Source organism: Burkholderia sp. Bp9142 (assembly GCF_003853415.1).
Classification (GTDB): Bacteria; Pseudomonadota; Gammaproteobacteria; order Burkholderiales; family Burkholderiaceae; genus Burkholderia.
This window is the reverse complement of record NZ_QTPP01000029.1, coordinates 37,670-51,203: the sequence shown is the minus strand read 5'-3', so window position 1 is coordinate 51,203 and position 13,534 is coordinate 37,670. Positions and strand designations below refer to the sequence as shown.

Annotated in this window: 8 protein-coding genes; 6 read left to right on the top strand and 2 right to left on the bottom strand. The window is 68.6% G+C overall.

The features are described from left to right. The first annotated feature begins 12 nt into the window (after nucleotides 1–12). On the top strand, nucleotides 13–4,068 hold the full coding sequence (locus DIE22_RS26830) for a translocation/assembly module TamB domain-containing protein (RefSeq protein WP_124606482.1): 4,056 nt from the start codon (nucleotides 13–15) through the stop codon (nucleotides 4,066–4,068). A 136-nt stretch (nucleotides 4,069–4,204) separates the two neighbouring features. On the opposite strand, the gene metG is transcribed toward DIE22_RS26830, so the two are convergent. After that, nucleotides 4,205–6,367, bottom strand: coding sequence for a methionine--tRNA ligase (gene metG / locus DIE22_RS26825; protein WP_124606481.1), 2,163 nt, complete (start codon nucleotides 6,365–6,367; stop codon nucleotides 4,205–4,207). Between the two features lie 376 nt (nucleotides 6,368–6,743). After that, nucleotides 6,744–7,385, bottom strand: a complete 642-nt coding sequence (locus DIE22_RS26815; RefSeq protein WP_124500431.1) for an OmpA family protein — start codon at nucleotides 7,383–7,385, stop codon at nucleotides 6,744–6,746. A gap of 352 nt (nucleotides 7,386–7,737) precedes the next feature. On the opposite strand from DIE22_RS26815, the gene apbC reads away from it, so the two are divergent. The 5 genes from apbC (at nucleotide 7,738) to DIE22_RS26790 (ending at nucleotide 13,527) form a co-directional block, all read left to right on the top strand. Beyond that, nucleotides 7,738–8,829 (top strand): iron-sulfur cluster carrier protein ApbC, encoded by a 1,092-nt coding sequence (apbC, locus tag DIE22_RS26810; protein WP_124500432.1) that lies wholly within the window; start codon nucleotides 7,738–7,740, stop codon nucleotides 8,827–8,829. 133 nt (nucleotides 8,830–8,962) lie between these two features. Then, a complete protein-coding gene (gene sodC, locus DIE22_RS26805) occupies nucleotides 8,963–9,499 on the top strand; it encodes a superoxide dismutase [Cu-Zn] (RefSeq protein WP_124500433.1) in 537 nt (178 codons plus the stop codon). Nucleotides 9,500–9,766: 267 nt separating this feature from the next. Continuing rightward, a complete protein-coding gene (gene dcd / locus DIE22_RS26800) occupies nucleotides 9,767–10,336 on the top strand; it encodes a dCTP deaminase (protein ID WP_006398615.1) in 570 nt (189 codons plus the stop codon). An 81-nt stretch (nucleotides 10,337–10,417) separates the two neighbouring features. After that, nucleotides 10,418–12,697: an arginine/lysine/ornithine decarboxylase gene (locus DIE22_RS26795; RefSeq protein ID WP_124500434.1), complete on the top strand. Its 2,280-nt coding sequence runs from the start codon at nucleotides 10,418–10,420 to the stop codon at nucleotides 12,695–12,697. Next, nucleotides 12,697–13,527 carry a lysozyme inhibitor LprI family protein gene (locus tag DIE22_RS26790; protein WP_124500435.1) on the top strand — a complete coding sequence of 277 codons (831 nt, stop codon included), beginning with the start codon at nucleotides 12,697–12,699 and terminating at the stop codon, nucleotides 13,525–13,527. The genes DIE22_RS26795 and DIE22_RS26790 overlap by 1 nt, the downstream gene beginning before the upstream one ends. Nucleotides 13,528–13,534 lie beyond the last annotated feature (7 nt).

Sequence of the window (13,534 nt, the reverse complement as noted above, 5' to 3'; positions counted from 1 at the left end):
ACGACGAATCGCATGACGAAGGACCCGAACGACACGCCGCCGCCTCACGATCCGGACTCGCCCGAGCGCGCGCCCGACGCGCCGCCGCGCGCGCCGCGCCGCGCTCGGGCGGGCCGGGTCGTCGCGTGGACGCTCGCGACGGTCGTGCTGCTCGTGGTGCTGGCGGCCGGGCTCGTGCTGGCCGCCGCGACGACCGAGCGCGGCACGCGGCTCGCGTGGCAGGCGGCCGTGCGCGTGCTGGGCGGCCGGCTGACGGGCACGCTGGAGGGCGGCGCGCTCGCGACCGGCGTGCGGCTGCGCGGCTTCGCGTGGACGAGCCCCGGCGGCGCCGGCACCGAGGTGCGGATCGACCGGCTCGACGGCCGCTGGGCGCTGACCCGTGCTCCGTGGCGGCTGTCGGTCGCGTACCTGCGCGCGGGCACGATCGACGTGCGGATCGCGCCGGGGCCGTCGACGCCGGCCACGACGCCGCAGGACCTGAGCCTGCCGCTGCAGTTGCGGATCGACGACCTGCGCGTCGATCACCTGGCGATCCACGAAGGCGGCTCGACGACGCAGCTCGACCATCTCGCGCTGAACGGCCGCAGCGACGGACGTCACCATGAACTCGCGCTCGACGGCGTCGACACGCCGTACGGCGCGCTGACCGCGCGCGCGAAACTCGACGGCGTGAAGCCGTTCGCGCTGACGGGCAATGCGACCTACGTGGGCAAGCTCGCCGACGAGCCGGTCAACGCGAGCGCGAACGTATCGGGTTCGCTCGAAGTGCTCGTCGCCGACGTCGCCGCGAGCGGGATGAAGCTGAACGGGCGCGCGCACGTCGAGGCCGCGCCGTTCGGCGCGGTGCCGCTCACGCGCGCGTCGCTCGCCTTCGATCACGTGAACCCGCAGGCGATTTCGCCGGGCGCGCCGGCCGCCGATCTCGCGGTGCGCGCGGAGCTGGCCCCCGTGAGCGCGCCGGCCGGCGCCGCACCGGCGCAGGGATTCGCGGTGACGGGCCCGGTGTCGATCGTCAACGCGAAGCCCGGCACGCTCGGCGAGCACCTGCTGCCGGTCGTCGACGCGCATGCGACCGTCAATCTCGACGCGCACGCGCAGCGGATCGACGGCCTCGCGCTGAAACTGATCCGCGACGGCAGCGTGACCGGCAGCGGCACGCTGACGGGCGGCAAGGGCCGCTTCGACCTGAAGGTCGCGAATCTCGACCTCAATGCATTCGTCGCCGAGCTGCGGCCGATGCGCCTCGGCGGCCCCCTCGGCGTGACGCTCGCCGGCGACGTGACGACCGTCGACTTCAACCTGAACGATCCGAAGCTCGCGCTCGGCGCCCGCGCGAAGGTCGCGCTGACGGCGCAGCAGACGGTGCTGACCGATGCGCGCGTGACGGCGGGCAAGGGCCGCATCGACCTGACCGGCGTGTTCCGTCACGACGCGCATTCGAGCTACGACGCGAAGGCGACGCTGACCGCGTTCGATCCGTTGCTGCTCGCCGCGCTGAACGCGCCGAGCGCGGGCAGCGGCAAGCCGGCTGCCAAGGCGGCGAAGGCAGCGGCCAAGGCGCCGGCCAGGCGCGGCGAGACGCGCGTGTCGGGCACGCTGACGGCCTCCGGCGCGTTCGCGCCGCAGGTGTCGACGAAGGCGACCTTCAAGCTCGGCGACAGCCTGTACGACGGCGTGCCGCTGACCGGCGCCGGCGTCGTGCAGCTCGCCGGCTCGCGGATCCTGCCGAGCAACGCGACCCTGTCGATCGCGGGCAACCACGTCGACCTGCGCGGCAGTTTCGGCGCGCCTGGCGACCGGCTGCGCTTCGTGATCGACGCGCCGGAGCTCGATCGGCTCGGTTTCGGCATGCAGGGCCTCGTGCAGGCGCAGGGCGACCTGACCGGCAGCTTCGCGCATCCGAACGTGACGGCCACCTACAAGGCGCAGCACGTCGTGGTCGGCTCGAACCGGATCGGCGCCGCGCAGGGCCGCGCCGACATTCGCGACGGCGCGCATGGCGCGCTCGTGTTCACGGTCGATGCGACCGACGTCGCGCTCGGCTCGCTGCAGTTGAAATCGCTGCGCGCGAATCTCGACGGCACGCGCGCGAAGCACACGCTCGACGCGTCGGCGATCGGGACGGCCGGCGGCCGCGTGGTCGACCTGACGCTCGCGGCGAACGGCGGCGTGGTCGAAAACCGCGACGGGATGCGCTGGGACGGCACGATCACGCGTCTCGCGAACCGCGGCACGCCGGCGGTGGCGCTGCGCTCGCCGCTCACCGTGTCGGCCGGTGCCGGCCGCGTGACGCTCGGCGCGACGCGGCTCACGCTCGAAGGCGCGGCGATCGACCTGAAGTCGTTCGTGTTCGATCACGGCCAGATGCGCTCGGCGGGCTCCGTGCGCGACGCATCGGTCGCGCGTTTCCTCGAGATCCGCCAGGAGCTGACCGGCCAGCGGCCGCCGATTCGCACCGACGTCGTGCTCGATGCCGACTGGGACTTCTCGCTTGGCGCGAACGCGACCGGCTACGTGCAGGTGAAACGGCGCGGCGGCGACGTGACGATCGAGTCCGGGCGCGGCATCGCGTCGCTCGGGCTGACCGACCTGTCCGCGCGCGCGAGCTTCGCGCCGGGCAACCGGCTCAACGTGGTGGCGCTCGCGAAGGCGAACCGGATCGGCACGCTCGACGCGAACGTCACCGTGCCGTTTGCACTGCGCGACGGCGTGTTCGGCATCGTGGACGACGGCCCGCTGTCGGGCCGTATCGACGCGGACATCCCGTCGCTGAAGGCGACCGGCAACCTGTTCGGTCCGAGCTACCTGCTCGGCGGGCGCGCGGCGCTGAAGCTGACGGTCGCGGGCACGCCGGTGAAGCCGAACGTGTCGGGGATGCTGACGGGCGACGAGCTGTCCGCGACGCTCGTCGATCAGGGCGTGCAGCTGAAGGACGGCATCGTGCGCGTGAAGCTCGCGGAGAACCTCGTCGAATTCCAGCAGGTCGAGTTCCACGGCGGCGACGGCACGCTGCGCGCGCTTGGCCGCGTGCGCCTCGACGGCGAGGCGCCGGACCTGACCGCGAGCATCGTCGCGGACAAGCTCGAGCTGTTCGCGGCGCCGGACCGCAAGCTGTCGCTGTCGGGCAAGGCGACCGTCGCGAACGACGGGCCGCGCGGCGCGCTGTCGATCGACGGCAAGTTCGTCGTCGACCGCGCGCTGTTCGACCTGCCGGAGGACGCGGCGCCGCACTTGTCCGACGATGTCGTCGTGGTGCGGCCGGACGGGACGGTGCGCGGCGAGACGCCGACCGGCACGGCCGTCGCGAAGCCGCAGAAGGCGACCGACAAGCCGGCGCCGTCGCTCGCGCCGCGCGCGAACATCGACATCGGCCTCGGCAACAACTTCCGCTTCAAGGGCCACGGCGCGGATCTCGGCCTGCGCGGCACGATCACCGTGATGAGCGCGCCGGGCGTACCGCTGCGCGCGGTCGGCAACGTGCGCGTGACGGAGGGATCGACGTATACGTCGTTCGGCCGCAAGCTCGCGGTCGAGAACGGCTTCTTCACGTTCAACGGCCCGGTGTCGAATCCGGGCATCAATATCCTCGCGATGCGGCGCAACCAGGAGGTCGAGGCCGGCGTGCAGGTGACGGGCACGATCCAGTCGCCGACGGTCAAGCTCGTGTCCGAGCCGAACGTCACCGACAACGAGAAGCTGTCGTGGCTGCTGTTCGGGCACGGCACCGACCAGGGCAACAACGTCGGCCAGCAGAACGCGATGACCGCCGCGCTCGCGCTGCTCGGCAGCGCGACCGGCAAGCGCGTCGCGCAGAGCATCGGTCTCGACGAATTTTCGATCGGCCGCAGCGACGTCGGCCTGACCGATCCGCAGGTCGTGCAGATCTCGAAGGCGATCAACGAGCGTTTCGTGCTCGGCTACGAGCAAGGGCTGCAATCGGCGAGCAACGCGTTCAAGGCGACGATCAACCTGACGCGCTTCTGGTCGGTGTCCGCGTATGGCGGCACGTTCCAGGGCGTCGACCTGAACTACACGCGGCGCTTCGATCGGTGGTTCGGGCAGCGGTGATGGCGGCGCGTACCGCGCGCGCATCGGGATCGTTGCCGCGGCCCGCCTGTCCGGTCGCGCGTCCCGTGGCGCGAACGTAAAAAAGCCCCGCACGCATCGTGCGGGGCCTTCCTGCGCGGGCGGCGGTGTGTGCCGCTTACTTCACGCGCATGCCGGGCTTCGCGCCGCTGTGCGGCTCGAGGATGTAGAGGCCCGGCTCGGCCTTCTCGTCGGCAGCCGACGCGGCGAGCACCATCCCTTCGGACAGCCCGAACTTCATCTTGCGCGGCGCGAGGTTCGCGACCATCACCGTCAGCTTGCCGACCAGCTGCTCGGGCTGATAGGCCGACTTGATGCCCGAGAACACGTTGCGGGTCTTTTCCTCGCCGATGTCGAGCGTGAGCTGCAGCAGCTTGTCCGAACCTTCGACGGCCTGGCACGCGACGATCTTCGCGATGCGCAGGTCGATCTTCGCGAAATCGTCGATCGAGATCGGGCCGTCGTCGGCGCCGTTCGCGGCAGCGACCTTTGCGTTCGCCTTGGCGTTCTTCGCGTCCTTTGCGGCATTGGCCGCGGTCGCCCCGGCGGCTGCGGCGCCGGCGGCGTCGGCCTGCAGCGAATCGCGGTTCGCGGCGAGCAGCGCGTCGACCTGCTTCGGATCGACACGCGTCATCAGGTGCTGGTACGCCTTGATCGGCTGCGCCGACGACAGCGGCTTCGCGGCATCGGCCCACGCGAGCGGCGCGATCCCGAAGAAGGCCTCGACGGCTTCGGCTACGCGCGGCATCACCGGCTTCAGCGCGAGCGACAGCAGGCGGAACGCCTCGAGGCTCACGCTGCAGGTTTCGTGCAGCGCGACCGCGTTGGCAGGATCCTTCGCGAGTTCCCACGGCTTCGCGCCGTCGACGTACGCGTTCACTTCGTCAGCGAGTTCCATCGTCTGGCGCAGCGCGCGGCTGTATTCGCGCGCTTCGTAGTGCGCGGCGATCGCGGGGATCGCATCGCGCAGCTTCGTGACGAGCGGATGGTTCATCGCGCTGTCCTGCACGCGGCCGTCGAAACGCTTGATCAGGAAGCCGGCCGCGCGGCTCGCGATGTTCACGTACTTGCCGACGAGGTCGCTGTTCACGCGCGCCTGGAAGTCGTCGAGGTTCAGGTCGATGTCTTCCATCGTCGCGTTCAGCTTCGCGGCGAAGTAGTAACGCAGCCATTCGGGGTTCAGGCCCGTGTCGATGTAGCTTTGTGCGGTGATGAACGTGCCGCGCGACTTCGACATCTTCGCGCCGTCGACCGTCAGGAAGCCGTGCGCGAACACGTTGGTCGGCGTGCGATGGCCCGAGAACTCGAGCATCGCCGGCCAGAACAGCGTGTGGAAGTACAGGATGTCCTTGCCGATGAAGTGGTACTGCTCGGCGGTCGAGCCCGCGCGGATCCACGCGTCGAAGTCGATGCCCTTGCGGTCGCACAGGTTCTTGAAGCTCGCGTAGTAGCCGACCGGCGCGTCGAGCCACACGTAGAAGTACTTGCCGGGCGCGCCCGGGATCTCGAAGCCGAAGTACGGCGCGTCGCGCGAGATGTCCCAGTCGGCGAGCCTGGCTTCACCGGCGTCGCCGAGCCATTCGCGCATCTTGTTGGTGGCTTCGGGCTGTGCGAGGCCGCTGACCCATTCGCGCAGGAACGACTCGCAGCGCGGGTCGGACAGGCGGAAGAAGTAGTGCTTGGACGTCTTGCGCACCGGCGTCGCGCCCGACACCACCGAATACGGGTTCAGCAGTTCGGTCGGCAGGTAGGTCGAGCCGCACACTTCGCAGTTGTCGCCGTACTGGTCCTTCGCGTGGCACTTCGGGCACTCGCCCTTGATGAAGCGGTCCGGCAGGAACATTTCCTTGACCGGGTCGTACGCCTGCTCGATCTCGCGCTCGGCGATCAGGTCGTTTTCCTTCAGCGCGAGGTAGATGTTCTCGCTCAGCACGCGGTTCTCGTCCGAGTCGGTCGAGTAGAAATTGTCGAACGACACGCCGAAGCTGTCGAAGTCGCGCTTGTGCTCGGTCCACACGCGGTCGATCAGCTGCTTCGGCGTGAGGCCTTCCTTCTCCGCGCGCAGCATGACCGGCGTGCCGTGCGTGTCGTCGGCGCCGATGTAGTAGACCTCGTGGCCGTGCATTCGCAGCGTCCGCACCCAGATGTCGGTCTGGATGTACTCGACCAGGTGGCCGATGTGGATCTGGCCGTTGGCATAGGGCAGTGCGGACGTAACGAGGATCTGGCGGCTGCCTTGCGGCGCCGCGGCCTGCACGGAAGTGAGGTCGGATGCGGACATAGGGTCTGTAGAAGAACGGCGGAAACGACGGAAACTGCGATTCTAGCAGGGGCGCGGGCCGGCCAGTCGGGGCGGGCGCCATGGATCGGGCGCCGGAACGGGCGGGGCCGTCGGGGCGGCATGCCAGGCAACGTCATGCTGCAATGCAGCACAATTTTCGCGGGCAAAAAAAACCGGGGCGGATACGGCCCCGGAGCAACAACGACAAGAGGAGAATGGTGACGCGCCGGCAGCGCCAGCCGCGTACCGTAAAGAGAGACCACGGCCCGCGGCAGAAGTTCGAAAAATTTTTCGATTTGTTACCGGTCCCGCCGCAAGCCTTGTGCGGCGGGGCCGTGCGTCCGGCACGCGCCCCCGTTCCCTGTCGATGCGATGCTTACTGTTGCGCCGCGCGCAGGTAGATCTCGACGCGGCGGTTCTGTGCGCGGCCGGCTTCGGTCGCGTTGTCCGCGATCGGGTTCGACGGGCCCATGCCCTGTGCCGACAGGCGGCCGCCGGCGACGCCGCGCTGCGCGAGCGCGTTCACGACGCTCTGCGCACGGTTCTGCGACAGCGTCTGGTTCAGCTGCGCCGAGCCGGTGCTGTCCGTGTAGCCGACGACCGAGGCCGTCACTTGCGGGTTCTGGTTCAGCGTCGTCGCCAGGTCGTTCAGCAGCGGCGTGAAGGCCGGCGTGATCGTGTACTGGTTCGTCGCGAACGTGACCGAGCTCGGCACGTTCAGCTTCAGCGAGCCGTCCGGCTGCTCGGTCACTTGCGTACCCGTCTTCGCTGCCGACGGCGCGAGCTTGTTCTTGATCGCTTGCCAGTTGTAGCCCGTCACGCCGCCCACCAGGGCGCCGACGCCCGCGCCGATCGCCGCGCCCTTGCCGCCACCGGCCAGTGCGCCGATACCCGCGCCCAGCGCCGCACCCGCGCCGGTGCCGACGGCCGTGTTGCTGCCTTGCTGCGTGGCGCAGCCTGCCAGCAAGGCGCCGGCCAATGCGAAGACGGACAAGCGGGTCGCGATTTTCATGTTCATCTTGGATTCCTCTCTTGGTTGAACGAGTCGACAACGACGACAAACAACAGTTACGGCTCCCTGCACGGGCGCCCGAAAAAGGAGGGCAGGCCCGTGCTCGCGGCAGCCGCCGAGGCGGCCGCATGCCCCGTTCGCCAGCGTGGCTGTTCCGGACAGGGTGACGCGTCAGCCTCTACAATATAGGCGGATGGTGGCCCATTTGGCCCCATAGCATGCCGCACGCGAAGATTGCGCCGCCGCGCGCGTTCGCGCAATGGCGTGCAACAGATTCTTTCACTTTTCCCGATTTTCGCTGCGTAATTTGATATTTTTTGACGTTTGCGCGAGAGAAAAACGTTTTCACGGAGTTTCGATGAGCATTGACCGGGCACAAGTCGACGCCGCGCTGGCGGCTGTCGTCGACCCCAACACCGGCCGTCCGTACGCGGCGAACAAGGGCGTGCGCAACGTCGCGATCGACGGCGACGCCGTGGTGGTCGACGTGGTGCTCGGCTATCCCGCGCGCAGCCAGCACGACGACGTGCGCGCGCGCATCGCCGATGCGCTGAAGGCCGTGCCGGGCGTGCGCGATGCACGTGTCACCGTGTCGCAGGAGATCGTCGCGCACACGGTGCAGCGCGGCGTGAAGCTGCTGCCGAACGTGAAGAACATTGTCGCGGTCGCGTCGGGCAAGGGCGGCGTCGGCAAGAGCACGACGGCCGTCAACCTCGCGCTCGCGCTCGCCGCGGAAGGCGCGTCGGTCGGCATTCTCGACGCCGACATCTACGGCCCGTCGCTGCCGACCATGCTCGGCATTCACGGCCAGCGCCCCGAGTCGCCGGACAACCAGTCGATGAACCCGCTGGTCGGCCACGGGCTGCAGGCGAACTCGATCGGCTTCCTGATCGAGGAAGACAACCCGATGGTGTGGCGCGGTCCGATGGCGACGTCGGCGCTCGAGCAGTTGCTGCGGCAGACCAACTGGCGCGAGCTCGACTACCTGATCGTCGACATGCCGCCGGGCACGGGCGACATCCAGCTCACGCTCGCGCAGCGCGTGCCGGTGACCGGCGCCGTGATCGTGACGACGCCGCAGGACATCGCGCTGCTCGACGCGAAGAAGGGCCTGAAGATGTTCGAGAAGGTCGGGATTCCGATCCTCGGCATCGTCGAGAACATGAGCATTCACATCTGCTCGAACTGCGGCCACGAGGAGCACATCTTCGGCGCGGGCGGTGCCGAGCGGATGGCGCAGGACTACGGCGTGAACGTGCTCGGCAGCCTGCCGCTCGACATCGCGATCCGCGAGCGCGCCGACGGCGGCACGCCGACGGTCGCGGCCGATCCGGAGGGCGCACTGGCGCGGCGTTACCGCGACATCGCGCGCGGGGTCGCGCTGGCGATCGCCGAGCGCGCGCGCGACATGACGTCGAAGTTCCCGTCGATCGTTGTTCAAAATACGTAAAACCCTTGCGGGGCGGGGCCTCACGCTGTTTACGGCGTCGCGAGGCGCGGTATCATGGCGACTTTTCCCGGGTCCCTTTACCCGCCCGGCATGGCCGCCGTGTCAAACGGCCGCCAGCCGGCATGAGGATCGAATGAACCAACGACATCACGGCGTGCGCGCCGGCCGCGCGCGGCGCGCGCTGCTGGCCGCCGCCGCGCTGGGCCTGCTGGCCGGCTGTACCTCCTTTTCCTCGTCGCACGAAAAGCGCGCCGACGCGCAACTGCAGCCGACCGTCGGCTCGCAGGCACGCGGCGCGGTGACGTTCGTCGAACGCCCGGACGGCGTCCAGGTCACGTACAACCTGGTCGGCTTGCCGCCGAACAGCGATCACGCGCTGCAGGTGCATGAGCGCGGCGACTGCAACGCGGGTGACGGCTCGAGCGCCGGCCAGGTGTTCGCGCCGGCCGCCGACCGGCTGCGCGCGGGCGCGCGCGTCGCCGGCGATCTCGGCAACATCCATGCGGATGCGAACGGCGTCGCGGCCGGTTTCATCGTCGCGCCCGATCTGGCCCTCGACGGCGTGCGCTCCGCGCTGAACCGTTCGGCGCTGGTGCATCGCGACCCGAGCGATCCCGCGTTTCCGCAGCATGGCGCGGGGCCCGCGCTCGCCTGCGGCGTGATCCGTTGACGGCCGCCGCGTGCGTGGGCCGATGATCGCGTAAAATGTGCGCCTTTCCGGGTTGCCGCCTCGCGCGAGCGGCCCTCACCGACTGTCACGCAGCGTTTCCAGGCGCCCCGATATGAAACGACCCCAACGCTCACTTCGTTCGCTGTCCCCCGACGGGACGGCCAGCCGCCCACGGCCGGCTTTGCAAAGCCGGCCGGCTGCGCAGGCGCAGAGCGATGCTCTGCGAATTCCCTGCTACGCCCTTGGGACGGCCCGGCGGAGGCTGGCATGAGCATCAAGTCCGACAAGTGGATTCGGCGCATGGCCGAAGAGCACAAGATGATCGAGCCGTTCGTGCCCGATCAGGTTCGCGCGTCCGAGGACGGCCGCCGGATCGTCAGCTACGGCACGTCGAGCTACGGCTACGACATCCGCTGCGCGGACGAATTCAAGATCTTCACGAACATCAACTCGACGATCGTCGATCCGAAGAACTTCGACGAGGGTTCGTTTGTCGATTTCAAGGGCGACGTGTGCATCATCCCGCCGAACTCGTTCGCGCTGGCACGCACCGTCGAATATTTCCGCATCCCGCGCACCGTGCTGACGGTCTGCCTCGGCAAGTCGACGTACGCGCGCTGCGGGATCATCGTCAACGTGACGCCGTTCGAACCCGAGTGGGAAGGCTACGTCACGCTGGAATTCTCGAATACCACGCCGCTGCCCGCGAAGATCTACGCGAACGAAGGTGTCGCGCAGGTGCTGTTCTTCGAAAGCGACGAAGTGTGCGATGTGTCGTACGCCGATCGCGGCGGCAAGTATCAGGGTCAGCGCGGTGTCACGCTGCCGAAAACCTGATCTGGTTGCATAACGTCTCACCGGTTTCCGGGTGACCGCTGCGCGTGACGCGCCGCGGTCGTTCTTTTTGGAGAATCGCCCATGAAGTTTCGTTTCCCCGTCGTCATCATCGACGAAGATTTCCGCTCCGAGAACATCTCGGGCTCCGGCATCCGGGCGTTGGCCGAAGCGATCGAGAAGGAGGGCGTCGAAGTCCTCGGCCTCACGAGCTACGGCGATCTGACGTCGTTCGCGCAGCAATCGAGCCGCGCGTCGTGCTTCATCCTGTCGATCGACGACGACGAACTCATGCTCGGCGAGACGGGCCCGGACGGCGAGCTGCCCGAGCTGGCGACCGCGATCATCGAGCTGCGCGCGTTCGTCACCGAAGTGCGCCGCCGCAACGCGGACATCCCGATCTTCCTGTACGGCGAGACGCGCACGTCGCGCCATCTGCCGAACGACATCCTGCGCGAACTGCACGGCTTCATCCACATGTTCGAGGACACGCCGGAGTTCGTCGCGCGCCACATCATCCGCGAGGCGAAGGTCTATCTCGACTCGCTCGCGCCGCCGTTCTTCAAGGAGCTGGTGAAGTACGCGGACGAAGGCTCGTACTCGTGGCACTGCCCGGGCCACTCGGGCGGCGTCGCGTTCCTGAAGAACCCGCTCGGCCAGATGTTCCACCAGTTCTTCGGCGAGAACATGCTGCGCGCGGACGTCTGCAACGCGGTCGACGAACTCGGCCAGCTGCTCGACCACACGGGCCCGGTCGCGGCGTCCGAGCGCAATGCCGCGCGCATCTTCAGCGCGGACCATTTGTTCTTCGTGACCAACGGCACGTCGACGTCGAACAAGATCGTCTGGCACGCGACGGTCGCACCGGGCGACATCGTGCTGGTCGACCGCAACTGCCACAAGTCGATCCTGCACGCGATCACGATGACGGGCGCGATCCCGGTGTTCCTCACGCCGACGCGCAACCACTTCGGCATCATCGGGCCGATCCCGCGCGACGAATTCAAGCCGGAGAACATCCGCAAGAAGATCGAGGCGAATCCGTTCGCGCGCGAGGCGATGCGCCAGAACCCGGAGATGAAGCCGCGCATCCTGACGATCACGCAGAGCACGTACGACGGCGTCGTCTACAACGTCGAGATGATCAAGGACCTGCTCGGCGACCTGCTCGACACGCTGCACTTCGACGAAGCATGGCTGCCGCACGCGACGTTCCACGACTTCTACCGCGACATGCACGCGATCGGCGACGGCCGCCCGCGCACGGGCGCGCTCGTGTTCGCGACGCACTCGACGCACAAGCTGCTCGCGGGCATTTCGCAGGCCTCGCAGATCGTCGTGCAGGATTCCGAGAACCGCACGTTCGACAAGCACCGCTTCAACGAGGCGTACCTGATGCACACGTCGACGAGCCCGCAGTACGCGATCATCGCGTCGTGCGACGTCGCGGCCGCGATGATGGAGCCGCCGGGCGGCACCGCGCTCGTCGAGGAGTCGATCGCCGAGGCGATCGACTTCCGCCGCGCGATGCGCAAGGTCGACGCCGAGTACGGCGACGACTGGTTCTTCAGCGTGTGGGGCCCGGACGACTTGTCGGAAGAAGGCATCGGTTCGCGCGAGGACTGGATGCTGAAGCCGAACGACCACTGGCACGGCTTCGGCCCGCTGGCGGAAGGCTTCAACATGCTCGACCCGATCAAGGCGACGATCATCACGCCGGGGCTCGACGTCGACGGCGAGTTCGGCGAGACGGGCATTCCGGCCGCGATCGTCACGAAGTACCTGGCCGAGCACGGGATCATCGTCGAGAAGACCGGCCTGTACTCGTTCTTCATCATGTTCACGATCGGCATCACGAAGGGCCGCTGGAACTCGATGGTGACCGAGCTGCAGCAGTTCAAGGACGACTACGACAACAACCAGCCGCTGTGGCGCGTGCTGCCGGAGTTCGTCGCGCAGCATCCACGCTACGAGCGCGTCGGCCTGCGCGACCTGTGCACGCAGATCCACGACGTGTACCGTGCGAACGACATCGCGCGCCTGACGACGGAGATGTACCTGTCGGACATGGAGCCGGCGATGAAGCCGTCGGACGCGTTCGCGAAGCTCGCGCACCGCAAGATCGACCGCGTGCCGCTCGACGAGCTCGAAGGCCGCGTGACGAGCATCCTGCTGACGCCGTACCCGCCGGGCATTCCGCTGCTGATCCCGGGCGAGCGCTTCAACAAGACGATCGTGAACTACCTACGGTTCGCGCGCGACTTCAACGAGCGCTTCCCGGGCTTCCACACCGACATCCACGGCCTCGTCGCGGAAGAGGTGAACGGCCGCGTCGAGTACTTCGTCGACTGCGTGCGCGACTGATGGCGACCCACGGACGAATCCGGACGATGCGCGCGGCGCTGGCCGCGCTCGTCGCCTGGGCGGCGTGGTCGGCCGGGCCGGCGGGGCTGAATGCCGCGCATGCGGAAGTGGCCGCGGCCGACCCGATCGACGTCGCGATGCGGCAGTGTCTCGCGCGGCGCGACCGGTCGTCGACGGCCGGCCAGATCCAGTGCATGGGGGAGGCGCAGCAGCAGTGGCAGGCCGTGATGGACGGCGCGTATCAGCGCCTGTCGGACGATGCGCCGGCCGACGCGAAGCGCGGCTGGCAGGACAGCCAGCGCCACTGGGTCACGTGGCGCAAGGATGAAGTGCAGTTGCTGAAGGCCGTGTACGACACGACGCGCGGCACCGCGTATACGATGGCGAGCGCCGACATGCAGCTGCAGCCGGTGCGCGATCGCGCGCTCGCGCTGCGCGCGGCGGCCGACCGTTATGCGCCGCCGCCTGCCGCCGTGCCGGTGGCAGCCGCGAGCGATGCGCAGGGCGGTGCGGGCGTGGCGCCGGGCGCTGCCGTGACGGCCGCCGGCAAGCCGGCGAACGCGTCGCGCGATCCGGCGATCCGCCGTGTGCGGCCGTGCGAGCAGGATGCCGCGTGCGAGCACGCGCTGTTCGACTTGAACCGCTATTACCAGAAGCTGCGTCGCAAGATGCCCGCGCATTCGGCCGCGACGCTCGTGCGCGCGCAACGCGCGTGGGTGGCGTTCCGCGATGCGACGGCGCCGCTCGTCGGCGAGGACGGACGCGTCGATCTGATCGGTGCGCGCATCGCGACGATGAAGCGGCTGTCGGAGACGGCCGGCAACAAGTAAGGATCGC